Below are 25517 nucleotides of genomic sequence, written 5' to 3' on the forward strand. Positions count from 1 at the left end.
AGGCTTTCGTGCCGTGTTTTTTTCGACGCTTTTAAATTTGGCTAGTGCATAGTGCTTGGTCATATGAAATATTCTGGTTTAGATTGATTTTTGTCTCTAATTACTTTTTCACTTTCCTGCTATCAAGCCTGAAGGGCTTGGTTGAATTTATTTTTAGCAATAGTTGTTCTTTGGGGTGTGATAATCTTTCGTCTGCTGCTAGATTTTAAAAAAAAATACCTTGAGAATTAAGGAACTATCGCATGCGCTTAAACTCAACTCATAATCTTAATCTTAATGCTTCTTAAGCCACAAGCGCGAGCCCGGTGTTATACTTGTATTAGTTATTAATGCTCGGCATGGCTAAGATTACTAATGTTTTGTTTGATGGCTCATATGAGAATTATGGTCATATCTACGAGCTCGAGGATGGCAAAATAGTTTTTTATAGTGATGGGGGATATTTCCAGGCTGGTGATGATCTTGTCGGCAGTTATCGAAGTTTCTCGCAGAGTCAATTTGGAGAAGTAGCTCTTGAGGATATTGTTGTTCAGCAGTGGGGGTCGCAAGGACCATTATTTTATTTCTTGAAGGATGGTAATTTTTATAGCCATGCCTTCACAGAAACTAATGACGGCAAGGTTGAACCAGTTGGAAGTCTTAAGGCTGAAAAAATTGATCAATTATACGATTTAGAAAATGGTTATGGAACTGATTTTGATAGCGATGGTGTGACCGGCAGGCCTCCCGTCACCATAAGCAGAGTCTTGTTTGGTGGATCAGGATATGGTGATCTTTTTGAATTAGAGGGTGGGGATGTAATTCTATACACTAATGAAATAAACTATGAGAGTGGAGATAAAATATATGATTCTTACAAGCGGATAAGTATTACCGAATTAAATGGAGTTGTTTTCGAAGATGTAGTCTTTACCGAGTGGGATAATAATGGGCCTAAGCTTTATTTCTTGAGTGATGGAGATTTGTACAGCCAGAAATTTTATGATCGCGATGAGCAATATGGATATTTAGAGGCTGTTGGCTCGCTTGTGCAAGAAAGTCAGGAGCGTTTGTATGAGATTGAAGGTCAATATGGTGAAGATCTGAACTCTGATGGCGAGATTGGTGAGCCTCCGGTTGTGATTGAGCGGGTTTTATTCGATGGATCGAGGAATGGTAATGGTAGTTTGTTCGAGCTGGAAGGAGGTGAAGTTGTATTTTTACATGGCGATCAATCGTATGAAATAGGAGACGAATTAGATCACTTTTACGATTATTATCAGACGATTGAAGAAACTGATTTCGGTGATGTAAGCCTTGAAGATGTTGTGTTATCAGATTGGGGCAATAACGGCCCTAGATTTTACTTCTGGAGTGGCGACGCACTCTACAGACAGGAATTCCGTGATCGCAATGGCCAGCTGGAGACGGATGGCGCCCTAAAGAACGTAGATAATGATCGCTTGTATGAGCTGGAAGATCAATTTGGAGAAGACCTGAATGGAGATGGCGAGGCCGGAACACCTCCAGTTGTGATTGAGCGGGTTTTATTTGATGGATCGAGGAATGGTAATGGCAGTTTGTTCGAACTGGAAGGAGGTGAAGTTGTATTTTTACATGGCGATCAATCGTATGAAATAGGAGACGAATTAGATCACTTTTACGATTATTATCAGACGATTGAAGAAACTGATTTCGGTGATGTAAGCCTTGAAGATGTTGTGTTATCAGATTGGGGCAATAACGGCCCTAGATTTTACTTCTGGAGTGGCGACGCACTCTACAGACAGGAATTCCGTGATCGCAATGGCCAGCTGGAGACGGATGGCGCCCTAAAGAACGTAGATAATGATCGCTTGTATGAGCTGGAAGATCAATTTGGAGAAGACCTGAATGGAGATGGCGAGGCCGGAACACCTCCAGTTGTGATTGAGCGGGTTTTCTTTGATGGATCGAGGAATGGTAATGGTAGTTTGTTCGAACTGGAAGGAGGTGAAGTTGTATTTTTGCATGGTGATGAATTATACGAAAAGGGAGATGAGTTAGACAAAGACCAGTTCGATAATTATTATTATCAGACGATTGAAGAAACTGATTTCGGTGATGTAAGCCTTGAAGATGTTGTCTTGTCAGATTGGGGCAATAATGGCCCTAGATTTTACTTCTGGAGTGGCGACGCACTCTACAGACAGGAATTCCGTGATCGCAATGGTCAGCTGGAGACGGATGGCAATCTAAAGAGTTTAGATGAGGATAAATTGTATGAGCTGGAAGATCAATTTGGAGAAGATTTGAATGGAGATGGCGAGACTGGCAAGCCTCCGGTTGTGATTGAGCGGGTTTTATTTGATGGATCTAACAATGGCAGTGGCAATTTGTTCGAACTAGAAGGTGGTGAAATTGTTTGGTATATTAACGGTGGTTTTTATGAACAAGGCGAAGATCTCGATGATCATTATTTTACAATAGATGAGAGAGATTTTGGTAATGTAAGTCTTGAAGATGTTGTTTTGTCGGGCTGGGGTGGGGAAGGTCCGAAGTTCTATTTGTGGAGTGGTGAGGCTCTCTTCTCTCAAGAATACCGTGAGCTATTCGGCCGTTTAGAGGCTAAAGGCAGTTTGAAGAGTGTGAAAGAAGATCGTCTGTATGAGCTGGAAGATCAATTTGGAGAGGATCTCAATGGAGATGAAGAGATTGGTACACCTCCCGTAGTGATTGAACGTATTTTATTTGATGGATCTAATAATGGCAATGGAAGTTTGTTTGAGCTGGAAGGTGGAGAGATTGTATGGTTGAGCAGTGGTGATTCGTATGAAAAGGGAGATGAAATTGATGGCTATTACCAGACGATTGAAGAGAGTGATTTTGGCGATGTGACTTTGGAAGATGTTGTGCTTTCAGATTGGGGTAATAAGGGGCCTAAATTTTACTTCTGGAATGGTGAATCACTCTATAGTCAGGAGTTTCGTGAGAGGAATGGCCAACTTAAATCAGAAGGTAATTTGAAAAATGAAAAGCAAAAGAATTTGTATGAGTTGGAAGATCAATACGGACTGGATATTGACGGAGATGATGAAATTGGCGAGCCGCTGGCAACAATCTCAACGGTTCTCTTCTCAGGCGAAGAAGGCGACTGGGATCGTGGACTGTATGAGCTCGATGACGCGACGATTGTGATGTCTGAGTCTGAGCTGGAGGAAGGCGATACGCCGTTTGACATCCGCCAGTTAGTTACGAGCAAGGGCGATGACTTTGCTGTGGATGGTGATGTATTGGGTGGCTATTGGATAAATAACGGCTTTGCTGTTCTGTATGAGGACGGAGCAAAGATCATGCGTCAGAACTTCCGTGAAACGGGAGATGTGGCACGAACCAATGGCAAGCCCAAGAGTTTGAGCAGCAAACAGGTGGCTGAGCTGGAAGAAGAGCAAGGAGTTGATTTCAACGGTGATGGCGTCTACGGAGAAGAGTCAGCGGAAATCAGTTCCGTTCTGTTTGCTGGTGATGAAGGCGACTGGGATCGTGGACTGTATGAGCTGGATGACGCGACGATTGTGATGTCTGAGTCTGAGCTGGAGGAAGGCGATACACCGTCTGAGGCCTACCAGTTGGTGACGAGCAAGGGCGATGACTTTGCTGTGGATGGTGATGTATTGGGTGGCTATTGGATTAATAAGGGCTTTGCTGTTCTGTATGAGGACGGAGCAAAGATCATGCGTCAGAACTTCCGTGAAATGGGAGATGTGGCACGAACCAATGGCAGGCCCAAGAGTTTGAGTAGCAAACAGGTGGCTGAGCTGGAAGAAGAGCAAGGAGTTGATTTCAACGGTGACGGCGTCTACGGAGAGGAGTCAGCGGAAATTAGTTCCGTTCTGTTTGCTGGTGATGAAGGCAGTTGGGGCCGAGGGCTGTATGAGCTGGATGACGCGACGATTGTGGCGTCTGAGTCTGAGCTGGAGGAAGGCGATACCCCTTCTGAGGCCTACCAGTTGGTGACGAGCAAGGGCGATGACTTTGCTGTGGATGGTGATGTATTGGGTGGCTATTGGATTAATAAGGGCTTTGCTGTTCTGTATGAGGACGGAGCAAAGATCATGCGTCAGAACTTCCGTGAATCGGGAGATGTGGCACGAACCAATGGCAAGCCCAAGAGTTTGAGCAGCAAACAAGTTGCCGAGCTGGAAGAAGATCATGGCGTTGATTTCAATGGTGATTCTTTAATTGGTCCAGAGCTTCCTTTGATCGAAACTGTGCTTTTTGATGGTTTGCAAGGAGATTGGGGGCAAGGAATTTATGACGCCACCAATGGTTCTTTGATGATTGGAGAAAAAGACTTAGATGAGGGCGATGAAATTATTGACGGTGTTCAATTGATGTCTGTCGGGAATGATGGTTATTATGAAGTTGATGGAGATGTTGTTGGAGCGTTTGGAGGTTCTAATTCTGCTTCGATCGTCTATGAGCAGTCTGGGGATTATTATTCACAGTCCTTCGGCATTAGCGACTCAATTGCGATCGCATCGGGTTCGCCTGAATTGGTCAGTGATCGCATCTTTGCCCTGGAAGATATCCATGATATTGACTTTAATGGTGATGGGTCTTTTGGTGAGGTTTCTGGCTAATTGATGGTCATTTTGGATTGAAATTTCTAGATAATTTTCCCCGTCAAAGTTCTCTCTTTCTTCGATTGTAGTGATTCTTTGGCTTCGTAGATTAGGTCTGCTAATGATTCTGTTGTTTGATTTTTAGGCTGTAAATGTCTCTGCGCCAAGTTGCTTTTGATCGGATCTGGTCTTTTGAATACTCAGCCTGCCTGTTTTGGGGATGGTGGGGCAAGGGAGCTTCTACAGTCGACCGGCCGTACGCCGCTTCCCATGGCCAACCTCGATCAGGCACCCAGTCGCAGCATGCCCAACCTGCTGCACGTGCTGCCGGCCTTCGCCGATGAAGCCGAACTTCGTCTCAACACGATCGTGGAGCTCAACTCCAACACGATCAACAAGTACGAGCTGATCACCGAAACCGGTCATCTGAAGCTGGACCGCGTTGGTTACTCCTCGCTGGCTTATCCCTTCGCCTACGGATGCATTCCCCGCACCTGGGATGAAGATGGCGATCCTCTCGACATCGAAATTGTCGGTGTCACCGAGCCCCTGATTCCCGGTTCGATTGTGGAAGCCCGCATCATCGGTGTGATGACCTTCGACGACGGTGGTGAAGTCGACGACAAAGTGATCGCTGTGCTTGCCGACGACAAGCGCATGGATCACATCAAGAGCTGGGAAGATCTCGGTGAGCACTGGAAGAAAGAGACCACCTACTACTGGGAGCACTACAAGGATCTGAAGAAGCCTGGAACCTGCTCGGTGAACGGTTTCTTCGGTACTGAAAAGGCCGTTGAGATCATCAAGAGCTGCGAGGCTCGCTACATGGCTGAGATCGACCCCAAGTTGGTCGACTGAACACCTCGGCGATCGACTGCTGATCAGGCGGGGGAGATCCCCCGCCTTTTTTTATGGCTCAGCGTTGGAACATGTTCACCAAGACGGCGCGGCGCGCCTGGGGGTGTTGGGGGTGGCCGCAGTGGGCACCGCGCTGCGAGGAGAGAACCATGTCGCCTGCCTTGGCAAACAGAGCAATGGCCTCAGCACCCTGCAGCTGACTGAATTCAAACGGCCCAAGCCCGTTTTGTTTGTTGAAGCGGGCGTTGCGCCACCAGAGCCGTCGTCGACGTTGGGACCTGGGTACGAAGCAGTAGGGCCCATCGGCCAGTGATTGCACATCACTGAGGTACACGAAGGATTTGAACTTCAGTGAGCGTCCATCGCAGTGGTAGCTGCGCGTGTCTTGCACGCCTCGGTTGAGGTAGAGGTTGCGGCATTTCACCCGCATTCGATTAAAGCTGCTCAACAAGAGCAACCGCTGAATCACCGATTCCTGCAGGGAGGCCTGGATGTTGCGGTTGAGGCTTTCCGAGAGGCGCTCGGGATGGAAGATGTCGATCATTCCCGCATCGCTACCGCTGCGTCCATCGGGGCGCTTGACCCGGTAGTTGATGACTGACCGATCGGCGTCGCGGAACTTGTTGTAGCCCTTCAACACACGCTGATCAGGAAGATTGAGATAGGCCAGGGATGCAAGGCGAGCGTGCTCGCCTGATTCGATTTCCTCGAGCAGTCGGCCGACATCGCTGTTGATCGACGCGATCAGGTCAGCAGGCGCTGCCTCCCGTAGACAGATGATCCCCTGCCGGCGCAGTGTCCAGGCCGCAGTCAGGAAGGTTCTGCGGTTGCTGATCAGGTCGCCGAAGCGAAAGCTGATGGATTCAACCTCCTGGCTGAGGGCCTTGCCTTCGAGCAGGGTTGGCCGCGCCGTTGCGATCGCCGTGGAGGTCAACAGGGAGAGGAGAGATTTGGAAAAGGGTACCGCTGGATCGCTCGTCTCGTGCTTGAGACCTAAGAGATCCTGAAGAGTTCAGCTTCAAAGCCATTGCTGCTGCTTTTTCTCGCAGCAATGAATACGTTGAGACTAGTGGGTCTCGTGCGTCTCGTGAAGTGGCTATTGATGCCGGCGCTGTTGGCTGGCCTGTTGGCGGCGTCTGTTGCTCCATGCCTTGCTGCTGAACCTGTTGAGCTGGTCTTGCGGCAACCAACTCGTGAGTCGCGCATCGTGCTTGACCTCAGCAAGCGACAGATCACCCTCATGCGGGGCGAGCAGCAGCTTGGCGCTTGGCCAGTGGCGATTGGAGATCCCAAAACTCCTACCCCAAAAGGGGAATTCGCCATCCTCAATAAGAAGGTCAATCCGGTCTATGTGACCCACAAGTCTGGTCAGCGGCGGGAGCTGCGCGGACCCAGTAGCCCGATTGGTGATCGCTACATGGCCTTTCACCGCAATGGCCGCGGCGAGTTTGGGATCCATGGAACGGCGTGGCCGCACTGGGTTCAAATTCGCGCGGCCGTCAGCCTGGGCTGCGTGCGCATGCTCAACAGCCACATTCGGCAGCTGTTTGACGCTGTGGATGTGGGGACGCGCCTGGAGATTCGTAGTTGATCAGGCTTCCGGGCGTACGGTGTCGAAGATCTCTTTGAGGATTTCGCCAGCACCCTGACCCTTGAGGGTGTTGGCGAGAGCGATGCCGATGGTTTCGGGGTCGCTTGCCGCGCCACTGGCCTGGTCGCGGATCAGACGTTTGCCATCAAGGCTGGCAACCATCCCGGTGAGGATCAGTTGATCGCCTTCGAAGCGGGTGTTCACGCCGATGGGGACCTGGCAGCCACCTTCCAGTTCCCGCAGGAAAGCGCGTTCGGCTAGACAGCGCTGGGAGGTGGGGGTGTGCTCCAGCACTTTGATCGCCTCAAGCACTTCGGGCTTGCCCTCCACGCATTCAATCCCCAGGGCGCCCTGACCAACGGCGTGCAGAGAGATGTCGCCGGGGATCAGCTGGTGGATCCGATCGCCGAAGCCAAGCCGGCCCAAGCCTGCCGCAGCCAGGATCAGGCAGTCGTAATCGCCGCTGTCCAATTTTTCCAGCCGGGTGATCACGTTCCCTCGAACGTCCTTGAAGATCAGGTGAGGGTAGTGGTGACGCAGCTGAGCCAGGCGTCGCAGGGAACTCGTTCCCACCACTGAGCCTTCGGGGAGGGTGTCGAGTTTGTAAGCCTGGTTCTTGGTGTTCACCACCAGGGCATCGGCCGGGTCTTCCCGTTCGGTGATGCAGCCGAGCATCAGCCCCTCAGGAAGGTTGGTGGGCAGGTCTTTCAGGGAATGGACGGCGATGTCTGCACGGTCCACCAGCATCTGGGCTTCCAGTTCCTTGGTGAACAGGCCTTTGTCGCCGATTTTGGCCAGGGCGACGTCCAGGATCTTGTCGCCCTGGGTGGCCATGGCTTCCACTGTGATCTTCAGGCCGGGATGGGCCTTTTCCAGTTCCGCTTTCACCCAGTTGGTTTGCACCATGGCCAGCTGGCTGCGTCGTGAGGCGATGCGCAGTTCGGTGAGGGCCATGGAAAGGGCGAATCAGCCGCCCAGCCTACGCTTTTGGCCTTGGATTCTTTGGTTCGCCTTCACGAGGTTGTGAAGCTTCGAAAGGGAAGATCCCTTTATGAAGAACGCTTAACATTTGCAGGCATTGCAGCGCAGTCATGCCCGGACCCGTCGTCAATGGCGTTCGTCAGGCCGGAGCAATTGGCTCTGTTGCCCCCGACTCGCAAGAGCAGGAGCCCATGCTCCCCTTGGTGGCTGAGGGTTCCATCCGTCTGATCCTGTTGTGCAGTGGCGATGTGCTGATGGCTCGGCTGCGTCACACCACAGATCGCGATGGAGACCATGCCTACCAACTACTGCGGCCTCGTCTGGTGCGATCAGCGGCAGAGCCCTCGCAGGTGGGTCAATCCAGTTGGGAGCTTCAGCCTTACCTGGAGGGGCTGACGTCGCAGCACAATCTGGTGCTGTTCAAGGGGGCGGTGGCCTCGGTGCTTGAACCGGATGCTCGCTTGCTCCAGGCTTATGCGTTGGAAACACGCCAAGAGTGTCCACTGGAGGAAACACCGGTGGAGCGCCTGAAGCGTGCTTTTCAGGAATTCACGGAGACCTTCGATGCAAACCCGTGAACCTGTCGAACGGTCTCTTTCTATTTACTAAAGGAAAACCCCAGTCATGGACTGGGGTTTGATCTCTTCCGTGTGAGGAGGGCGTCTCAATTCCCTCAAGCACTTTTATAGGAGCCCTCTGCTCCATTCAGCTAGGGGGAATGTACTTATGTATTACTCCCGTGACCGTTTGGTCACGGGCCCAGTGCTGGCCTACTTGATGTATTCCTTGAGCACCCCATTGCGGTTGGGGTGGCGCAATTTGCGCAGGGCCTTGGCTTCGATCTGACGGATCCGTTCACGGGTCACATCAAAAATCTGACCAATTTCCTCGAGGGTCTTCATCCGACCGTCGTCCAGGCCATAGCGCAGGCGCAGCACATCGCGCTCGCGGGGGCTGAGGGTGGCCAACACACCTTCCAGGTCTTCACGAAGCAGGTTCTTGGCAACGTCCTGCTCGGGATTTTCGATGTCGGCTTCGATGAAATCACCCAGGCGGGAATCCTCTTCCTTGCCGATGGGGGTCTCCAGGGAGATCGGCAGCTGGGCGCTCTTGGCGATGAAGCGCAGTTTTTCGATGGTCATTTCCATCGATTCCGCGATTTCCTCTTCCGTTGGCTTGCGGCCGAATTCCTGGGAGAGAACCTTGGTGGTCTTCTTGATCCTGGAGATCGTTTCGTAGAGGTGCACCGGCAGGCGGATGGTGCGGCTCTGGTCGGCGATGGCGCGTGTGATGGCCTGGCGAATCCACCATGTGGCGTAGGTGGAGAACTTGTAGCCCTTTTCGTGGTCGAACTTCTCGGCTGCACGAATCAGGCCAAGGCTTCCTTCCTGAATCAGGTCTTGGAAGCTCAGGCCTCGATTCATGTACTTCTTGGCAATCGAGACCACCAAGCGCAAGTTGGATTGCACCATCTTTTCCTTGGCCCGTCGGCCCAGCATCAAGCGCCGGCGGAAGCGGATGAGCGGCATTTCCACCAAGGCCGCCCACTCTTTGTTGTCGGGTTCCCGGCCGTTGTCGCTTTCAAATTGAGCGGCCAGTTCCTCGAGATAGAGAAGATCGGCGATTTTGCGGGCCAGTTCGATCTCTTCGTCGGGACGCAGCAGGCGGATCCGACCAATTTCCTGGAGATAAACCCGGATGGAGTCTTCGGTGTAAACGCCTTTGGGGCCGATCTTGATGCTGGCCAGGGCTTTGGCCTTGGCTTCCTTCTCAGCAGCTGCGGTTTTGGCTTTCTCCTCGGCGGTTGGTTTCGCTGCCGCTGCTTTGGCTGTTGAAGATTTAGTCGTGGTCTTCTTGGCGGTGGCTGCCTTCTTGGTTGTGGTGGCCTTTTTCGTTGTGGTTTTGGCCTTGGTGGTTTTCGCTGCAGCCTTTTTGGTGGTTCCCGAGGCCTTGGATTGATCTGCAGCGGCGAGCAGTTCGTCGGCTGCGGCGCTCAGGTCCTTGGCGCTCGCCTTACTGGTTCGTCGGCGTGCAGGGGTTTTCTTGGCCTCTTTGTCGGAACTCTTGGCGACTTCCTTCACCTTGCCGTCAGCATTGGCCAGAAGAACGATGTCCGGCTTGGCAGCTTTGGTGGCAGCAGGGGTCATGGTGTTAGTCGAAGTCGGATAGAGGGGAGATGCAACAGCGGCAACAACGCACCAACTGGAATGGCCGGAACCTGGAACTTCCGTTCAAACGAAAGAAAACGACACAGCTGACGCTGAGACGGAGTTCATGGGCTGATGGTGGTGTCCGCGAGTCGACGAAACGCTTGGACTGATTGTGTCTGTGCTGTCTGGGGTGGTCTCAGACCGGTCAAAATGGCAAGGAACAAGACCTTGACTTCAGACTCTGTGTCTTCCCTCTGGATCGAGCGCAGGGTTGGCAGAAACTGTCCAACTTGTCCACGTTAATGAAGTCTTCCGAAGTTTGCAAGGTCCTGTCGCATTCGCGGCGATGCGTTGAGGTCTGGCTGGAGGCTGGGCGGGAAGGACGCTCCTTCAGTTATGCCGCAGATCCCAGCATGGGATTGATGCCGGGAGATCTGGTGCGGGTGCGCCTCCGGGGTCGAGCCATGCATGGACTGGTGGTGGCGGAGCGGGAGTGGGCTGAGCAGGATCCTCAGGAGCTGCAACCGGTGGAATCGCTCCTGCAGCGTGCTGCTGTCGATTCTGATTGGTACAGCTGGCTGGAGCGCGTGGCGGACCGTTGCCATCTCAGTGTCTTCCGCACCTTGAAGGCGGCTTTGCCGTCGGGCTGGATTGGTCAGGCTGGCCAGCGTTCCCTGGCCGGCGGGCGTCAGATGTGGTGGATTCAGGCCCGGGTCTCCCCTGATGCAGCGAACCCACCCACCCCTCGCCAGCGGGAGCTTCTGGCTTGGTTGGAGGGCCAGGGTGATGGTGTTTGGCAACGGGACCTGGTGGCCAGTGGGTTTGGGGCGCAATTGCTGCCGCCGCTGATCCAGCAGGGCTACCTGGTGCGTGAGCAGCGTCGTTGTGAGGACAAGGGCTCTTCAGCTGGTTCTGGCCCCCAGGAGCTTCCCCAGGCCTTGACGGCTGAGCAGCAGGACGTGGTGAAGGCCTACCAACAGCTGTCTCCGGGGAGAGGGCTGCTGCTCTGGGGAATCACCGGCTCCGGCAAGACCGAGGTGTACCTCCAGCTAGCTGCCCAGGAGCTGGAGCGGGGCCGGCACGTGCTGCTGCTCACCCCCGAGATCGGATTGATTCCCCAACTCGTTGACCGTTGCCGCAAACGCTTCGGCTCGCGCGTTGTGGAGTACCACAGCGGTTGTGGTGACGCCGAACGGGTTCGAACCTGGCGTCGCTGTCTTGCTGCCGAACAGCCGTTGGTGGTGGTGGGAACCCGCTCCGCGGTGTTCGTGCCGTTGAAGCCGCTGGGGCTGGTCGTTCTGGATGAGGAGCACGACAGCTCTTACAAGCAAGACGCACCCATGCCCTGCTATCACGCCCGGGACCTGGCTTTGGACCGGGTTGTGATGCAACAGGCACGGCTTGTGCTGGGCAGCGCCACGCCGTCGCTCGAGAGCTGGATTCAAACGGGCCCCGAAGGTGCATTGACCCTTGTGCGCCTGACCCAGCGGATTTCCCGGCAGTCCCTACCGCCTGTGCATGTGATCGACATGCGCCATGAGTTGGCCGAAGGACACAAGCGTCTGGTCAGTCGCGCCTTGATGGATCGTCTTGCGGCGCTGCCGGAGCAGGGCGAACAGGCTGTGGTTTTGGTGCCTCGTCGGGGATACAGCCCCTTTTTGAGCTGCCGCAGTTGCGGCGAGGTGGTGATGTGCCCCCACTGCGATGTGGCGCTCACCGTTCACCGCAGCAAGGCCGGACGTCAGTGGCTGCGTTGCCACTGGTGTGACCATCGTGAAGACCTGGAGAACCGTTGCAGTCACTGTGGTTCCACGGCCTTCAAGCCATTTGGGGCCGGGACGCAGAAGGTGTTGGAACTGCTCTCTCAGGAGCTCGAAGGCCTTCGTTTGCTCCGCTTTGACCGCGATTCCACCGGGGGGCGGGATGGCCATCGACGCCTGTTGGACCGTTTCGCTGCCGGAGAGGCCGACGTCTTGATCGGCACGCAGATGCTGGCCAAGGGCATGGATCTGCCGCGGGTCACCCTGGCGGCAGTGCTCGCGGCGGATGGGCTTCTGCACCGCCCCGATCTCCGCGCAGGAGAGCAGGCCCTGCAGTTGCTGTTGCAGTTGGCGGGCCGTGCCGGGAGAGGTGAACGACCGGGGCAGGTGTTGGTGCAGACCTACACCCCAGATCATCCGGTGATTCAACACTTGGTGGATGGTCGCTATGAAGCGTTCCTCTCCCAGGAGGTGGCGCTCCGTAAGGAAGCGGGTCTGGTGCCCTTCAGTCGCGCTTGTCTGCTACGACTGTCTGGAGATTCCCCAAGCAAAACAGCAACGGCGGCAGCGGTGCTGGCGGAGCGGATCCGGCCGATTTGTCAGCTCCAGAGCTGGTGGTTGTTGGGTCCGGCCCCGGCGCCTGTGGCCCGGGTTGCTGGCCGAAGCCGATGGCAGCTGTTGCTGCACGGTCCGGCGGGCTCCCCGCTTCCGCTGCCTCCGGGACAAGCCCTCTGGGATGGCTTGCCCAAGGGTGTGGCGCTCACTGTGGATCCCGACCCGCAGCAGCTTTGATCAGGAGGGCAGTTCAGGGAAGCCAAAGCCCAGCTTCCGACGCACCACCTGCAGCACCATGCTGCTGATCAGCAGCATCAGGATCACCACTCCCCCCAGGCCAAGCGGATTCCAGCGCCAGCCCTGCCAGCTGACTTCGGTGGTGGTGCCGGAAAGAGCCGTGCGCTCCACCTGCCCGTGGTTCAGGCTCAGATGAACATCGAGCCCGGGGATCTCGGGAAGATCGCTGAGGTCCACCATCAGCTGCACGTGCTGCTGCACCCCCAGCAGCCAGTTGCGTTCTTCGAGCTTGAGCGTTGGTGCCGGGAGTGAGACTCCAGCCGCGCGACCAGCCACGGCAACCACGGCCGCCATCTGTTGCGCCAGCTCGTGCGATGAGGCAACACGGCTGCTGATCTGTTGGCGTCCTGGGCTTGTTTGTTCGATCTTCAGCCCGGGCACGTCCCGTTGCAGGTCTCGCTCGAATTGCTCCTGCCAGGGCAGCGGACGTTGCTGGGTGCTCCGGACGTCCCATGTGAGGGCCAGTCGATCCGGGCCGCGAAGGTCGAGATCAGCCTCGATTCGGACGCAACCACTCAGCAAAAGCGTGATCCCGAGCAGAACCGCCATCACCAGCACGGCGAAACCCGCCGCCGGTGAACGCGTCGGCCCTGTGGGTGGTGGTGGCGGGGGTTCGGGACGCCGCGACCGCCGCCGCCGCATGGTGGATGTCTGCCCGCTGCCGGAGCCATTCAGCTCCAGTTGCGGCATCCGCATCGACCAGCGTTCCGGACGATCCAGGCTTGGGGCTTCAAGAACCCCGAGCAGTTGTTTGGCCTGCTGGCGCAACTTGTGATCGCGGCAGCGACTCAGCAGCCTGCAGGTGGCGATGGCTTTGTCGTCCTGCCCCTGGCCCATCCAGGCGGTGATCATCAGGAGCCGAAGGCCCGGCCCCTCCGGGCTATTGAGCGGGTGTTGCTCCGCCAGGGGCAGAAGCAGCTCCAGGCCCTGGCCGTAGTCCCCGCGCTCCAGGGCTGCCTCCGCTTCAGAGAGGTCCAGTTCTGAGTCCTGCTCGCTCACCCTCTAGCCGCGTCCCACCACCATGGTGCCGATGCCGGCGTCGGTGAAAACTTCGAGCAGGAGGGCATGGGGAACCCGGCCATCAATGATGTGGGCGGCTGACACGCCCTGAGCCAGGGCGCGGATGCAACATTCGGTTTTGGGCGTCATGCCCCCTGCGACCACGCCGTCCTCGATCAGCTGTCGCGCCTCTGAGAGGCGCAGTTTGCGGATCAGCGAGTCGGGGTCATCCCGGTCTTCAAGGATGCCGGGGGTGTCGGTCAGCAGGATTAGTTTTTCGGCTTCCAGGGCCGCCGCCAGCTCTCCCGCCACCGTGTCGGCATTGATGTTGTGGGCTCGTCCGTCATCGGGGGTTGCGGCAACGCTGGAAATGACGGGCACATAACCCTTCTCCAGCAGCGGTTCGAGCACATCGGGATTGACGCGGGCAACATCCCCCACCAGCCCATGGCTGCCATTCCCCCAGGGGCGTGCCTCCACAAGACTTCCGTCACTTCCGCTCAGACCAACAGCACGGGTGCCGAGCTGATTGAGGCCATTCACGATCTGCTTGTTGACGCGGCCCACCAGTACCATCTCCACCACGTCCATGGTGTCGGCGTCGGTGACGCGCAGTCCGTCGCGGAATTCGGCGGGGATTTCCAGACGTTGAAGCCACTGGTTGATTTCGGGCCCGCCGCCGTGAACCACCACGGGTTGGACGCCGACGCAGGCCAGCAGAGCCAGGTCGCGGAAGACAGCAGCCCGCAGCTCGGCATGGGCCATGGCGGCCCCGCCGTACTTGATCACGATGCGCCGACCGGCGAAGCGCTGGATGTAGGGGAGGGCTTCGCTGAGCACCGACACCCTGAGGGCGTCATCGTTGTTCTGGGTGGATTGGGCCATGGCTTAGGCCTCACCCGCTGGCAGCAGAACAACGTCCAGCCGTTGTCCATCCAGTTCCTTGAGTTCCGCTCGCATTCCTTTGGCGAAGAAACGCCCCAGCCGCTCTTGCCGCTCTTGCCAGCGTTCGAGGGGGACGGCTCCCAGCAGGAATCGCATCCGCAGGCCATAGCCGCTGTCGGAATGCAGCTCTTCGATCTCCTCCAACTGCGGGGGGGTGTCTTCATCCCAGAGTTTGAGTGCTTCCAGCGACGACTCCAGGTGGGCCTTCTGGCCGTAGCGCCAGCGCGTCACATCGCCGAGCAATTTGCCCAGTTCTGGGGCTGCAGCTTCGCGTTCCTTCTGAAACGTCTTGACCGGTGTGACCCGGATGGCGGGTGGGAGCTCCGACGATTTCAGGGCCAGTCCTCCCAACAAGATCGGGATTCCGTAGAAAATCGTGGGCAGGCTGAGGTTGGCGCTTCCGGTGGCGTAAGCGGTGGCACCGACCACGGTCAGCATGCCTCCGGCGATGGTGACGAGGCTGCCGGGGGAGAAGAAATCCTTCATGAAGGCCTTGGCTTGATCGTCATTTTGACCTCTAGGCCATCAGGATGGAGATCCACTGCCCCGAGCTAGATGCCTGATCCATCGTCGACCGGCATGGATGATCTGCTCCAGCAGCTCGACCGTGATCGCAGCTGGTTGCTGCAGCAGATCGATGGGGGCCGCTGGCCCGAGCTGCGGCTGGATCTTGCCGCCCTTGAACGGGAGCTCGGGCAACTGATCACCAGAGCGTCAGAGCTGCAGGACGAAGCGGGTCGTTAAGCGGCAACGCCCCGCGATTGTCCTCTGATTCAGAAGGGGATGTCGTCGGTGTCGGGCACGAGGGGCGCCGCATTCCAGCTGGCCGGTTCAGGCTCTTTCGCCACCTTGTTCGGTGCAGCTGCGGGGGCCTTGCGGCTCGGGGCCGGGGCTGAGGGGTTGCCGGAAGGAGCTGCACCCGTGGCTGCCGCGCCGATCGGATGAAGCCGAGCCAGGGTGAATTCAGCCCGTTTTTCCTTCATGCCATCGCCCCGGGGCATGGTGTTCATCCGCAGTCGGCCTTCGATCAGCAGCCGCTGCCCGGTCTGCACACGGTTCTGCAGCTCCTGGGCCAGGTTTCCCCAGCCCACCACTTTCAATTCACCCGGCGGATCACCCTCGCGAAGGGGGTCAAAGCGCACGGCCATCTCCGCAATGGGAGTCTGGTTGTCCTGGGTGTATCGAACCGTCGGTGCGTCGATCACCTCCACTTCGAGCACGCAATGGTTCATGGCTTGAGCTGGTGTCGGCGCACATCCTGATGCAAGGCCCCGCGAATGACCAGCGTCGTGTCCTGCTGCTGGCTGGAACCGGTGATGGGCCGCGCTTGGTGAAGGAGCTCTCCCGTCGCCATTGGCGTGTGAGCGTGAGTGTGGTGACGGCAACTGCAGCGAAGGCCTACGCGGGATTGCCGGTGGAGCGCATCTCGATTGGTGCTCTGCAGGGCATTGGCGGAATCAAGGCAGCCCTGCATCAGAACGGCCCTTTCCGTTGGGTGGTGGATGCCACGCATCCATTTGCGGCTCGGATCAGCCATGACCTGGTCAGGGCCTGTGCCGATCTCGGCCAACCGCTGCTGCGTTTTGAGCGTCGCCTTGAACCGCTGGGAGCGGCCTCTCTCCTGGCTGATGCCGACGCATTGGCGGCCCAACCGCTCCAGGGCCAACGCCTGCTGCTGGCCATTGGAGGCCGTCATCTTCCGGCCTTGACTGCTGCTGTGCGCCGCGCCGGAGCCATCCCCTATGGCCGTGCGCTTCCGTCCCCCGATGGAGTGCGCGCCGCCTTGCGGGCAGGTCTTCCCCCGGATCACCTGGCGGTGGTGCGCCCTCTGCAAGGGGAGGTGCCGGGGGCGATCGAGCGGTCTCTTTGCCGTCGCTGGGGCATTGGCGTGGTGCTCTGCCGCCAGTCCGGTGGTGTGACGGAACAGCTCTGGCATCAACTCACCACAGATCTGGGGCTGAGGTTGCTGCTGTTGCGGCGTCCCTCCCCCCCCGACGGAATGGATTGCGTCGAGGATGTCAGCAGCCTGATGGACCGGCTTGAGCGTGATTGAAGCGAGCGGGCTCGTGCTGGCCCTCACCACGGAAGCGAACGCTGAGCGCGCCCAACAGTTGGCAGAGGCCTTGCTGGAGCGCCATCTCGTGGCCTGTGTGTCCATCCACCCCGTTCAGTCGTTCTATCGCTGGGAGGGGGCGTTGCAGGCGTCCCATGAGGTCCAGCTGCTGATGAAGACCTCAGCGCAGCGCCTGGACGCGCTGCGCTCGGCCGTCTCCGAGCTCCACAGCTACGACACCCCCGAGTGGTTGTGCTGGCCGGTGACGGCATCACCGGCCTATGGGGCCTGGGCCATCGCTGAGCTCAGTTCAGATGCGTCTCCGCCAGCTGCTTGAGGGAGACCTTGGAGCGGGCCCCCAATTGGGTCACAATCTGGCCGGCGCAGAGGGCGCCGAGCTCACCACAGCGCTCCAGTGACTCGCCCTGGGTGAAGCCATGCAGAAATCCCCCGGCATAGAGGTCGCCTGCTCCCGTGGTGTCCACCAGGTCTCCCAGGCCGAAGATGCCGACATTCCAGCGCTGGTCTCCACTCAGCACAACGGACCCCTGGGCGCCACGGGTGATCGCAATCACTGAGCAGCAGCCGCGCACCCGCTCGAGGGCCTGGTCGAAATCGTCGGTCTCATAAAGCGACTGAATTTCAACGTCATTGGCGAACAGCACGTCGACGTGGCCATTCACCAGCTCGAGAAAACTCGCTCTGTGCCGATCCACACAGAAGCCATCGGACAGGGACAGAGCCACCTTGCCGCCTGCTTCACGGCAGGCTTCGGCGGCGGCGATGAAGGCCCGTTTGGCGGCTGGACTGTCCCAGAGGTAGCCCTCCAGGTAAAGCACCTTGGCCTGCTTGACCATGGAGAGGTCGAGATCCTCGGGCTCCAGTTGGGTGGACGCCCCCAGGAAGGTGCACATGGTGCGCTCGGCATCGGGCGTGACGTAAATCAGGCAGCGCGCCGTTGTGGCTCCACTGGTGGCTGCTGGGGTCTCAAAGCGTGCCCCAACGGCCCGGATGTCATGGCTGAAAATGCTGCCGAGCTGGTCATCCCGGACGCGGCCGATGAAACCAGCGCGTCCGCCGAGCTGCGCGATGCCCACCATCGTGTTGGCGACCGATCCACCGGAGGTCTCGAGGCCCGTTCCACTGGCCTTGTAGAGAGCTTCGGCCTGTTGTTCATCGATCAGCGCCATGCCCCCTTTCTGGAGGCCGTGTTCAGCGATGAAAGAGTCGTCCGTCTGCACCAGAACGTCAACGATGGCGTTGCCGATGCCAACGACATCGAGACTGCAGTCGCTGGGGAAACGGGTCTCTGGTGACATCGGGGCGTGGAAAGCAGCCCCGAAGTATGAACGTCAGCGGCTCAGGCGCTCAACAGGGCTCGTTTGGGGCCATGGATCGGATCTTCGACAACGATGGTCTGATCACGGCTCGCCCCCAGGGAGACAATGGCGATCGGCACTTCCATCAGATCAGCGAGGAAGCGCAGGTAATCCATGGCTGGCTTGGGGAGATCCTCAAGGCTGCGGCATTCCTCGGTTGAGCACTGCCAGCCAGGCAGTGTTTCGAAGATGGGTTTGCACTGGGCGAAGTCATCGGCGCTGCTGGGGAAGTGCTCGATTCGCTCGCCGTTGAGTTCATAGGCCACGCAGACCTGAATTTCGTCCAGTTCGTCCAGCACATCCAGCTTGGTCACGGCCAGACAGTCCAAGCCGTTGACCTGCACGGCGTAGCGACCGATCACGCCGTCAAACCAGCCACAGCGCCTCTGGCGGCCCGTGGTGGTACCGAATTCGCCACCCCGCTCCGTGAGCTGGTCATTCAGGCTTCCGCTCAGCTCAGTGGGGAAGGGGCCTTCACCCACGCGGGTGGTGTAGGCCTTGGCAACGCCGATGACGCGGTCAATCAGGGTTGGGCCCACGCCTGCACCGATGCAGGCCCCGCCGGAAACGGGGTTGGAGGATGTGACGTAGGGGTAGGTGCCGTGGTCCAGGTCCAGCAGCGTGCCCTGGGCACCTTCGAACAGAATGTTTTTGCGATCTCGCGCTGCCTGATGAATCGTCTGGGTGCACTCCACCACGTGCGGGGCGAGGCGCTTGCCGTATCCCAGATATTCATGGATGACGTCTTCGGCGTTCAGGGGTTCAACGCCGTAAATGGTCTGAAGAAGTTCGTTCTTCTCCTGCAGTGGGCCTTCAAGGCGATCCCTCAGCCGCTGTTCGTCCAGCAGGTCGATCACACGGATGCCACTGCGCTGCGACTTGTCGGCGTAGGTGGGGCCGATTCCACGGCCTGTGGTTCCGATCCGTCGTGCTCCCCGCTGCTTCTCCATCGCCTGGTCGAGCAGGCGGTGGTAGGGCATGGTCACGTGGGCTGTGGATGCCAGGCGAAGCCCTGAAATATCAATGTCGTTGGCGATGAGCATGTCCAGCTCACCGAGCATCACCTTGGGATCCACCACTGTGCCGGATCCGATCAGACAGATCGTGTCGGGATAGAGGATTCCAGAGGGAATCAGGTGCAGCTTGAGCACACGATCGTCAACAACGATCGTGTGGCCTGCATTCACACCACCCTGATAGCGAACCACCACGTCGGCGGAGCGGCTCAGGAGATCGGTGATCTTTCCTTTTCCCTCGTCACCCCACTGCGCTCCGATGACGACAACGTTGGCCAAGAACACGGCGGCCCGAAGCCGCAGATCTGCACAATCCGCGAGTATCTCAGATCTCGGGTGGCCACGTCAAAACCGTACTGGTTTTGGGGGGCTCAGCTGCCCCGGACCACTGATTTCTCAGCCTTGTTGAGTTCCTTGGCGATGCGGTCATGCAGCGCTTCCGGCAGGGGGCGATTGGCGTAGGAGGCGTAATGACCAGCCAGCGAATTCAGTGCGGTCTGCATCGTGGTGAAGGAGCTGAGTCCGTTCACACGGGGCTGGGGCCGATAACGGGACATGTAGTCGTTGATCAGGGCCCGGGCGTCGGCCTCAGCTTCGGCGTGGGTGGGATCGTCCTGAGGCAGGTCGATCACCGTCAGCAGAGTGCGGGAGACCGCCACGGTGTCTTCCACGTAGTCGCCGCTCAGACGAGCTTCAGCGTCCCCACTGCAGGCCGTCAGGAGGAGGCACAACCCGAGGCCAAGGGCTACGGCGGCCCGGCTGAGGGGGCGAAGCAGGCGTGTCAGTGCGGAGAGCATGAAACCCTTCAGTGTCATTTGACTTTAGGGGTGGAGTGCCTTGATCAGGCAGGTCACAGCATCAGCGTGGGGAAGCTTTTGCACCTCGCGGCTGCTGCGGCACACCAGTTCAACGGTGCCTTCGCTGGCGTCGCGTCCCACCACGATCCGCCAAGGGATGCCGATCAGATCGGCGTCTTTGAACTTGACGCCGGCGCGTTCTTTGCGGTCGTCGATCAGCACATCCACCCCAGCGTTCTGAAGCTCCGAGTACAGCGCTTCCCCCAGCTGGGCCTGGGTCTCGTCCTGGATGTTGGCCACGACCACGATCGCCTCGAAGGGGGCGATGGCCGTCGGCCAGCAGATGCCGCTTTCGTCGTGGTGCTGCTCGACGGCAGCCTGCGCCAATCGCGAAACGCCGATGCCGTAGCAACCCATCCAGAACGGTTCGGTCTTGCCGTTCTCGTTGGTGAAACGGCTCTCCATGGCCTCAGAATATTTTCGGCCCAACTGAAAAATGTGGCCGACTTCGATGCCTCTTTTTTCCGTCAGGCGTGATTCAGGGTTGTGTTGGCAGACGTCGCCGGCTCGTGCATTACGCAGATCCAGGCTGGTTGGCTTCTGACCGATGGCGGTCCAGCTGGTGTTGAAACGGTGCAGATCGGGCGTGTTGGCACCACAGATGAAGCTGCCGAGTTCGCTCGCGGTTTCATCGGATAGGCGCAGGAATGTTGGTTCCCAGGTCTTGGCTCCCTTCAGAACGTCATCGGAGAGGTCGGGCCCGATCGATCCAAAGGGGAGCGGATCAATCTGCTGACGGTTGTTGTCCTCTGGTGTGATCGGACGGCAATCGAGAACACCCTTGTTGAGGGTTCGGCTGACCGCGTTCACGACCTTGGTGGGATTGAGTTCCTGGTCACCACGGAGGCTCACCAAAAGCGGTTGGAGGGTCTCATCGTCCAGGGTCGCCACAAACAGCAGCACCTTCACCACCTGGCTCGGATCCCAGCCTTTGGCGTCGCAGAGGCTTTCGATGCTGCCCAAGCCAGGGGTTGGAATCGATTCCTCCGGGCCGTCGGGAAGAGGAGATGCGGTGGATGGGATCGAAACAGCCTTCTCTTGGTTGGCGGCGTATTGGCCGTCATCGCTGATCAGGATCAGGTCTTCCCCGGCATCCGCCGTCACCATGAACTCCTGGGAGGCGGCGCCGCCGATCGCTCCGCTATCGGCATCGACAGGGACGGCATCCAGGCCACAACGTTTAAAGATGCGGCGGTAGGCCTGATCCATGGCGCCGTAGGTCTCGCGAAGATCCGCTTCGCTGGCATGGAAGGAGTACGCGTCCTTCATGATGAATTCGCGGCCTCGCATCAGTCCAAAGCGGGGACGGATCTCGTCGCGAAATTTGGTCTGTATTTGATAAAGGTTCACCGGGAGCTGCCGGTATGACCTCAGCAGCTCGCCCGCCAGGCTGGTGATCACCTCTTCATGGGTCGGACCAAGCCCCAGTTCTCTGCCCTGGCGGTCTTCGAGGTGGAACATGATCCCCTCGCCAGCGGTGTAGCCCTGCCAACGCCCGCTCTTCTGCCAGAGCTCAGCTGGGTGCAGCTGCGGCAGCAGGGTTTCCTGGGCACCGGCGCGGTTCATCTCCTCGCGAACCACGGTGGTGATCTTTTGCAGCACCCTCCACATCAAGGGGAGGTAGGCGTAAATCCCTGATCCAACGCGACGGATGTACCCGGCCCTGAGAAGCAACTGATGCGAAGTGATCTCCGCTTCGGCGGGAACATCCCGAAGCGTCACCAGCAGCAGGCGGGAGACGCGCATCAATCGGAACAAAATGGAATTTGGAAGTTATCACCGCTTCGGAAGCATGCCGATCGCGGAAGTGTCTGTTTTGCTGGAATTCCTCTGTGCGCCCTGAGTCTCGGCTGCTACCGTCCAGCTCAATCCAGCCTGTCCTAGGCCCGTCTCATGTTTCCTCGGTCCGTTGAATCTGTGGCGACAAGCGTTCAACAAGCGACCGAACTTTCCATGGATCCGGCCTCCGCTTCGGTTCAAGCTGAGGCCCTGGTGGGAATTGACGACGTTCAGAAATCCCTGAACCGCTCTCGCGCTTCGGTGTATCGCTACACCAACACAGATCCTCGCAACCTCAACCCTCCGTTCAATCCCCGCAAGCTGAACCCGGAGTACCGCAGCGATCAGAAAGATCCGCTGATGTTCCACCCCAACGAGGTGGCGCGCTTCGCCAAAGATGTACTACGCATCAAGGAAGTCACCGTTGAGGTACTCAATTCCCCTTCAACGGCGACCCAGCAAATCCTGGGATCGATCCTTGAGGAGCTTCGACTGATCCGAACCCATCTCGAGGCGAGTGGGGCATCACCCTCTGATCTGAGTTCACGTCTCGACCAGCAGGATCGGCCCGCCGCTTAATGATCGGTGCGTTCTGCTTTTGGCAGTGACAGAATGAACTGAACAACCTTGTTAAAGAAGGAGGGGGCTTTCCCGCTCCCCGCTTTATGGCCTCAGATGTTCCCCACCCGTCTCACGATGACGCCATGGCGTCTTCGGAGGCGGATGAGCCGTTCAGTCGTCGCGCCTCATTGACGGCCATCAAAGGACTGCTGATTGCTGTCGTCAGTTTCAGTGCTCCTCTCGTGGCTGTGATCACGGATCGAACCTTTCCTTCTCCGCGACTGATCCCCACCGCTTCGGATCGGCATGGATCTCCATCAGCTCCCCCCGTCACCTTCGCCAGGCTTGGTGAATCTCATCGTTGAGATTCCGGCAGGAAGCAGAAATAAATACGAGTACTCCGCCGAAGCCGGCGTGATGGTTCTCGATCGGGTGATGCACTCCTCAGTGCGTTATCCCTTTGATTACGGCTTCATCCCCAACACGTTGGCGGCGGATGGATCTCCCCTCGACGCCATGGTGATCATGGCTGAACCCACCTTCGCTGGTTGCCTGATCAAGGCTCGCCCCATCGGCGTGTTGGACCTCCACGACCGGGATGTTTACGACGGGAAAATTCTCTGTGTCCCGGACGCAGACCCCCGTCAGGACGAGATCCGAAGCATTCGTCAGATCGCCGCATCCCAGCTGGAGGACGTTGCGGAATTTTTCAGGACATACCGCACGTTGCAGGGCAGCGTCGTGTCGATTGATGGATGGCGCGACCTCGATGCGGTTCAGCCGTTGCTTGATTCCTGCATCAATGCAGCCGATTGATCTCAGGCAAGAGCCCCGTGATCAGGCCGGATGCTTGTAAGTTGGTGCGCACAGAGATTTGCGGTAACCGTGCCCACCATCCGATTCGAGCAGGAAGGCCAGCAGGTTGGCTGCATCGAGGGCGCGAATCTGCGTAAGGCTGCACTTGATGCGGGCGTCAACCCCTACAAGAGTCTCAACAACCTCAACAACTGCAGTGGCGTTGGTCAGTGCGGCACTTGCGTGATGGAGGTGGTTGAAGGGCAAGCCAACCTCTCCCCCCGCAGCGACGTTGAAGAGGTCTATTTGGCAGACCGTCCTGCAAACTTCCGCCTGAGCTGCCGCACCACAGTGTTTGGTGATGTCACCGTTCGCACCCGTCCCGCTGAAGGTGTGGGCCGCGGCTCCAACAGCCTCGTTGGTGCGATCAAATCCCTGTTCGGCCGCTGAGTTTTGGCCGGAACTCTCCAGGTCTACAGCTACAACCGTTGCAGCACCTGTCGAAAGGCATTGACTTGGCTTACTGAGCGAGGCATTGCCCATGAAGTGCACGACATCACCCTGACTCCACCGTCCAAGGACATGTTGGTGGCCGCTCACCAATCCCTCGGCGATAGGAAGCTGTTGTTCAACACCAGTGGTCAGAGCTATCGCGCCATGGGCGCGGCAGCAGTGAAGGCACTGTCAGATGACGAGGCTCTCGAGGCCTTGGCTGCCGATGGCAAGTTGATCAAACGTCCGTTCGTGGAGGTGAATTCCTCCACGTATTTGACCGGTTTCAAGCCTGATCTTTGGGAGTCGGCCTTCCAGGGTTGAAGTTCAAGCCATCCAATTCGCTGATCAGGGCGTTCACATCGCCTTGGTCGCGGATCTGACGGAAGCTTGAGCGTTTGATCTCTTCCAGGAGGGCGACCAGCAGATCCTGGCTGCGGCTCAGCACAGGCCCCTGTTCCAGGGTGTGGGCCAGCTCTTCCCAGAGCCGATCTAAGGCTTCGGATCCAAGCGATTCCAAAACCGGATCCCGCTGACCGATGCGGTTTCCTGCTCCCTTGGACAGGTCGAGCACGGAGGTCACCATGCTTTCTGCCAGCTGGCGGCTGAATTCCGATTCGGCGTTTTGCAGTCCAGGAAGCCGCCGCAGGGCATCCGGCACCACGTTCCGGTCCAAGCTCTGCTGCACCAGATGGCTGATCACGGCTTGCAGTTGCGGTCGCATGGCCGGGCCAATGCGGGTGAGCAGAAGGGGAAGCCACAACCGCAGCAGCTCGATCACTTCCCGCTCATCGTTCAGATCACTGCTCTTGTAGCTGCAGAGTCCGCGAATCCTCTCCGGCAGCTGTGGTGATCGGATCAGTTGCTGAAGAGCATCCACCACCCTGATGGCGATCACTTCAAACAGCTCCACAGCCAACAGGGCCACCACGCCGCGGCTGATCACGGCACGCAGCGGTTCGAGTTGCAAGAGGCCCGCTCCGCAAAGCCGTTCTGTGACCGGAACCACCCTGAGCCAGCGCGCAAACGGCAGCAGCAGGGGCAGGTCGATCCAGCGGCGTAACAGGGCATCGCGCCAGCGGATCGCCGGATAGCGCTGTTTCAGGCGCCAGGCACGCAGAAGAATGTCGAGCAGAAACAGCAGTTGAAATGGCGTGTCGATGCGCCAGCTCAAATCGCTGGGGCGGCCGTTTTCATCGATGCTTCGCCAGTAGTTGCTTTCCACCAGCGGAAGGATCTGCTGGCTCCAGAACTGACGCTCCTGGCTCCAGGGGGAGCGTTCCAGATGTTCGGGGCTCAGGAGGAGGTTGGCGGAGTCACGGGCTGATTCCAGGCCGGTGCGGGCGCGCAGTCGGTTCTTGAATTTTTCAAGGGCGCCGGCTTGGCCTGAACTGATGAACGGATTGCTGTCCATCAGCGCTGTGGTGAGCACCACCTGGTGCTGCAGCAGATCGTTGCTTTCCGCCGTGCGCGGGCCGTTTTGCTGCAGGGCCTGATCCAGGGCGGTGTAGGCCTTGAGGTAAGCCTCGGTGTCGCGATGGGGCTCGATGCCCTTGAGGGGATCCAGCCACGGGGTGATGTCCGGTAGCCAGGGCAGGGGAACCACCAGGGGAAGCGATGGCACCGGATAAAGATTGCGCTGCAGCCAGAAGTTGCGCAGGGGGATGTAGGTGAGGTCGATGGCGACCCAGGTGAGATTGACTGCAGCGATGACAGCAATGGCCTGGTCCCACCGGCGCCAGCTGAACAGGCCGTGTTGGGGCTTGAGGGCTTGCCAGCGTGGACGGATCATGGGGCCTGCAGGCTCCCCCTATCGTGGGTCGAAAGATTGAGCCTGCCCACATTGAACGCGGAGAGAGAACCTTC

25 protein-coding genes are annotated in these 25517 nt (G+C 58.0%); 13 read left to right on the forward strand and 12 right to left on the reverse strand.

Going from position 1 to position 25517, the window contains the following annotated elements:
* Positions 1–338 precede the first annotated feature (338 nt).
* Together SynRS9907_RS03270 and SynRS9907_RS03275 are read left to right on the forward strand one after the other, a co-directional pair.
* Positions 339–4601 (forward strand): hypothetical protein, encoded by a 4263-nt coding sequence (locus tag SynRS9907_RS03270; RefSeq protein WP_188021798.1) that lies wholly within the window; start codon positions 339–341, stop codon positions 4599–4601.
* Positions 4602–4853: 252 nt separating this feature from the next.
* Entirely contained in the window at positions 4854–5441 is a 588-nt protein-coding gene (locus tag SynRS9907_RS03275) for an inorganic diphosphatase (protein WP_114987983.1), read from the forward strand.
* A 58-nt stretch (positions 5442–5499) separates the two neighbouring features.
* Here SynRS9907_RS03275 and SynRS9907_RS03280 read toward each other — a convergent pair whose 3' ends face one another.
* Complete coding sequence (locus SynRS9907_RS03280) at positions 5500–6375, reverse strand: hypothetical protein (RefSeq protein ID WP_255445977.1); 876 nt, start codon at positions 6373–6375, stop codon at positions 5500–5502.
* Positions 6376–6510: 135 nt separating this feature from the next.
* On the opposite strand from SynRS9907_RS03280, the gene SynRS9907_RS03285 reads away from it, so the two are divergent.
* A complete protein-coding gene (locus SynRS9907_RS03285; protein ID WP_255445978.1) occupies positions 6511–7032 on the forward strand; it encodes a L,D-transpeptidase in 522 nt (173 codons plus the stop codon).
* Here SynRS9907_RS03285 and hemC read toward each other — a convergent pair whose 3' ends face one another.
* Positions 7033–7986, reverse strand: coding sequence for a hydroxymethylbilane synthase (gene hemC / locus SynRS9907_RS03290; RefSeq protein ID WP_188021800.1), 954 nt, complete (start codon positions 7984–7986; stop codon positions 7033–7035). It abuts the gene before it with no gap.
* Between the two features lie 137 nt (positions 7987–8123).
* Between hemC and SynRS9907_RS03295 the strand changes: the two genes are divergently transcribed.
* The gene (locus SynRS9907_RS03295; RefSeq protein ID WP_188021801.1) at positions 8124–8591 is read left to right on the forward strand and encodes a hypothetical protein; all 468 of its coding nucleotides are present in this window, start codon (positions 8124–8126) and stop codon (positions 8589–8591) included.
* A gap of 192 nt (positions 8592–8783) precedes the next feature.
* Here SynRS9907_RS03295 and rpoD read toward each other — a convergent pair whose 3' ends face one another.
* Positions 8784–10160: an RNA polymerase sigma factor RpoD gene (gene rpoD, locus SynRS9907_RS03300; RefSeq protein WP_188021802.1), complete on the reverse strand. Its 1377-nt coding sequence runs from the start codon at positions 10158–10160 to the stop codon at positions 8784–8786.
* A 305-nt stretch (positions 10161–10465) separates the two neighbouring features.
* On the opposite strand from rpoD, the gene priA reads away from it, so the two are divergent.
* Complete coding sequence (gene priA, locus SynRS9907_RS03305) at positions 10466–12715, forward strand: primosomal protein N' (protein WP_188021803.1); 2250 nt, start codon at positions 10466–10468, stop codon at positions 12713–12715.
* On the opposite strand, the gene SynRS9907_RS03310 is transcribed toward priA, so the two are convergent.
* Genes SynRS9907_RS03310 through SynRS9907_RS03320 form a run of 3 tightly spaced genes read right to left on the reverse strand, consistent with a single transcriptional unit; the run spans position 12716 to position 15205 of the window.
* A complete protein-coding gene (locus tag SynRS9907_RS03310) occupies positions 12716–13774 on the reverse strand; it encodes a DUF3153 domain-containing protein (RefSeq protein WP_188021804.1) in 1059 nt (352 codons plus the stop codon).
* 3 nt (positions 13775–13777) lie between these two features.
* Positions 13778–14659: an acetylglutamate kinase gene (gene argB, locus SynRS9907_RS03315; RefSeq protein ID WP_114987976.1), complete on the reverse strand. Its 882-nt coding sequence runs from the start codon at positions 14657–14659 to the stop codon at positions 13778–13780.
* 3 nt (positions 14660–14662) lie between these two features.
* Positions 14663–15205, reverse strand: coding sequence for a DUF2854 domain-containing protein (locus tag SynRS9907_RS03320; protein WP_188021805.1), 543 nt, complete (start codon positions 15203–15205; stop codon positions 14663–14665).
* A 69-nt stretch (positions 15206–15274) separates the two neighbouring features.
* Here SynRS9907_RS03320 and SynRS9907_RS03325 point away from each other — a divergent pair, with 69 nt between their 5' ends.
* A complete protein-coding gene (locus tag SynRS9907_RS03325) occupies positions 15275–15463 on the forward strand; it encodes a hypothetical protein (protein ID WP_173402175.1) in 189 nt (62 codons plus the stop codon).
* Between the two features lie 29 nt (positions 15464–15492).
* Here the strand turns inward: SynRS9907_RS03325 and SynRS9907_RS03330 are convergent, their stop codons facing one another.
* Positions 15493–15951: a single-stranded DNA-binding protein gene (locus SynRS9907_RS03330; RefSeq protein WP_188021806.1), complete on the reverse strand. Its 459-nt coding sequence runs from the start codon at positions 15949–15951 to the stop codon at positions 15493–15495.
* A 29-nt stretch (positions 15952–15980) separates the two neighbouring features.
* Between SynRS9907_RS03330 and SynRS9907_RS03335 the strand changes: the two genes are divergently transcribed.
* Together SynRS9907_RS03335 and cutA are read left to right on the forward strand one after the other, a co-directional pair.
* Positions 15981–16772 carry a precorrin-6A/cobalt-precorrin-6A reductase gene (locus SynRS9907_RS03335; protein ID WP_188021807.1) on the forward strand — a complete coding sequence of 264 codons (792 nt, stop codon included), beginning with the start codon at positions 15981–15983 and terminating at the stop codon, positions 16770–16772.
* On the forward strand, positions 16765–17109 hold the full coding sequence (cutA, locus tag SynRS9907_RS03340; RefSeq protein ID WP_188022339.1) for a divalent-cation tolerance protein CutA: 345 nt from the start codon (positions 16765–16767) through the stop codon (positions 17107–17109). Before SynRS9907_RS03335 ends, cutA begins: the two co-directional genes overlap by 8 nt.
* Here cutA and SynRS9907_RS03345 read toward each other — a convergent pair.
* The 4 genes from SynRS9907_RS03345 to SynRS9907_RS03360 form a co-directional block, all read right to left on the reverse strand.
* Entirely contained in the window at positions 17078–18091 is a 1014-nt protein-coding gene (locus tag SynRS9907_RS03345; protein ID WP_188021808.1) for an adenosine kinase, read from the reverse strand. The genes cutA and SynRS9907_RS03345 overlap by 32 nt on opposite strands.
* 41 nt (positions 18092–18132) lie before the next feature.
* Positions 18133–19452 carry an adenylosuccinate synthase gene (locus SynRS9907_RS03350; RefSeq protein WP_188021809.1) on the reverse strand — a complete coding sequence of 440 codons (1320 nt, stop codon included), beginning with the start codon at positions 19450–19452 and terminating at the stop codon, positions 18133–18135.
* Between the two features lie 86 nt (positions 19453–19538).
* Positions 19539–19964 (reverse strand): photosystem II protein Psb27, encoded by a 426-nt coding sequence (psb27, locus tag SynRS9907_RS03355; RefSeq protein WP_011363694.1) that lies wholly within the window; start codon positions 19962–19964, stop codon positions 19539–19541.
* Positions 19965–19988: 24 nt separating this feature from the next.
* Positions 19989–21770 carry a proline--tRNA ligase gene (locus SynRS9907_RS03360; RefSeq protein ID WP_188021810.1) on the reverse strand — a complete coding sequence of 594 codons (1782 nt, stop codon included), beginning with the start codon at positions 21768–21770 and terminating at the stop codon, positions 19989–19991.
* Between the two features lie 207 nt (positions 21771–21977).
* On the opposite strand from SynRS9907_RS03360, the gene SynRS9907_RS03365 reads away from it, so the two are divergent.
* The 5 genes from SynRS9907_RS03365 (at position 21978) to SynRS9907_RS03385 (ending at position 23975) form a co-directional block, all read left to right on the forward strand.
* The gene (locus SynRS9907_RS03365) at positions 21978–22382 is read left to right on the forward strand and encodes a resolvase (RefSeq protein WP_255445979.1); all 405 of its coding nucleotides are present in this window, start codon (positions 21978–21980) and stop codon (positions 22380–22382) included.
* 125 nt (positions 22383–22507) lie between these two features.
* Complete coding sequence (locus SynRS9907_RS03370; RefSeq protein ID WP_186494766.1) at positions 22508–22729, forward strand: hypothetical protein; 222 nt, start codon at positions 22508–22510, stop codon at positions 22727–22729.
* The gene (locus tag SynRS9907_RS03375; protein WP_188021812.1) at positions 22671–23180 is read left to right on the forward strand and encodes an inorganic diphosphatase; all 510 of its coding nucleotides are present in this window, start codon (positions 22671–22673) and stop codon (positions 23178–23180) included. The genes SynRS9907_RS03370 and SynRS9907_RS03375 overlap by 59 nt, the downstream gene beginning before the upstream one ends.
* A gap of 69 nt (positions 23181–23249) precedes the next feature.
* Positions 23250–23609 carry a 2Fe-2S iron-sulfur cluster-binding protein gene (locus SynRS9907_RS03380; RefSeq protein ID WP_114987966.1) on the forward strand — a complete coding sequence of 120 codons (360 nt, stop codon included), beginning with the start codon at positions 23250–23252 and terminating at the stop codon, positions 23607–23609.
* Between the two features lie 3 nt (positions 23610–23612).
* Entirely contained in the window at positions 23613–23975 is a 363-nt protein-coding gene (locus SynRS9907_RS03385; RefSeq protein WP_188021813.1) for an arsenate reductase family protein, read from the forward strand.
* Here the strand turns inward: SynRS9907_RS03385 and SynRS9907_RS03390 are convergent.
* Positions 23938–25443: a hypothetical protein gene (locus SynRS9907_RS03390; protein WP_188021814.1), complete on the reverse strand. Its 1506-nt coding sequence runs from the start codon at positions 25441–25443 to the stop codon at positions 23938–23940. The genes SynRS9907_RS03385 and SynRS9907_RS03390 overlap by 38 nt on opposite strands.
* Between the last annotated feature and the right edge of the window lie 74 nt (positions 25444–25517).

Source organism: Synechococcus sp. RS9907 (assembly GCF_014279615.1).
In the GTDB taxonomy this organism is placed as follows: Bacteria; Cyanobacteriota; Cyanobacteriia; order PCC-6307; family Cyanobiaceae; genus Parasynechococcus.

What these genes read in the sequence shown, in the direction of transcription:
- argB (WP_114987976.1), bottom strand. Translation starts at nt 14,659, where the DNA reads ATGGCCCAATCCACCCAGAACAACGATGACGCCCTCAGGGTGTCGGTG.
- SynRS9907_RS03360 (WP_188021810.1), bottom strand. Translation starts at nt 21,770, where the DNA reads ATGCGCGTCTCCCGCCTGCTGCTGGTGACGCTTCGGGATGTTCCCGCC.
- priA (WP_188021803.1), top strand. Translation starts at nt 10,466, where the DNA reads ATGAAGTCTTCCGAAGTTTGCAAGGTCCTGTCGCATTCGCGGCGATGC.
- SynRS9907_RS03375 (WP_188021812.1), top strand. Translation starts at nt 22,671, where the DNA reads ATGGATCTCCATCAGCTCCCCCCGTCACCTTCGCCAGGCTTGGTGAAT.
- SynRS9907_RS03335 (WP_188021807.1), top strand. Translation starts at nt 15,981, where the DNA reads ATGCAAGGCCCCGCGAATGACCAGCGTCGTGTCCTGCTGCTGGCTGGA.
- SynRS9907_RS03320 (WP_188021805.1), bottom strand. Translation starts at nt 15,205, where the DNA reads ATGAAGGATTTCTTCTCCCCCGGCAGCCTCGTCACCATCGCCGGAGGC.
- SynRS9907_RS03370 (WP_186494766.1), top strand. Translation starts at nt 22,508, where the DNA reads ATGGCGTCTTCGGAGGCGGATGAGCCGTTCAGTCGTCGCGCCTCATTG.
- hemC (WP_188021800.1), bottom strand. Translation starts at nt 7,986, where the DNA reads ATGGCCCTCACCGAACTGCGCATCGCCTCACGACGCAGCCAGCTGGCC.
- psb27 (WP_011363694.1), bottom strand. Translation starts at nt 19,964, where the DNA reads ATGCTCTCCGCACTGACACGCCTGCTTCGCCCCCTCAGCCGGGCCGCC.
- SynRS9907_RS03325 (WP_173402175.1), top strand. Translation starts at nt 15,275, where the DNA reads ATGCCTGATCCATCGTCGACCGGCATGGATGATCTGCTCCAGCAGCTC.
- SynRS9907_RS03295 (WP_188021801.1), top strand. Translation starts at nt 8,124, where the DNA reads ATGCCCGGACCCGTCGTCAATGGCGTTCGTCAGGCCGGAGCAATTGGC.
- SynRS9907_RS03345 (WP_188021808.1), bottom strand. Translation starts at nt 18,091, where the DNA reads ATGTCACCAGAGACCCGTTTCCCCAGCGACTGCAGTCTCGATGTCGTT.
- SynRS9907_RS03390 (WP_188021814.1), bottom strand. Translation starts at nt 25,443, where the DNA reads ATGATCCGTCCACGCTGGCAAGCCCTCAAGCCCCAACACGGCCTGTTC.
- SynRS9907_RS03330 (WP_188021806.1), bottom strand. Translation starts at nt 15,951, where the DNA reads ATGAACCATTGCGTGCTCGAAGTGGAGGTGATCGACGCACCGACGGTT.
- SynRS9907_RS03270 (WP_188021798.1), top strand. Translation starts at nt 339, where the DNA reads ATGGCTAAGATTACTAATGTTTTGTTTGATGGCTCATATGAGAATTAT.
- SynRS9907_RS03275 (WP_114987983.1), top strand. Translation starts at nt 4,854, where the DNA reads ATGGCCAACCTCGATCAGGCACCCAGTCGCAGCATGCCCAACCTGCTG.
- rpoD (WP_188021802.1), bottom strand. Translation starts at nt 10,160, where the DNA reads ATGACCCCTGCTGCCACCAAAGCTGCCAAGCCGGACATCGTTCTTCTG.
- SynRS9907_RS03365 (WP_255445979.1), top strand. Translation starts at nt 21,978, where the DNA reads ATGGATCCGGCCTCCGCTTCGGTTCAAGCTGAGGCCCTGGTGGGAATT.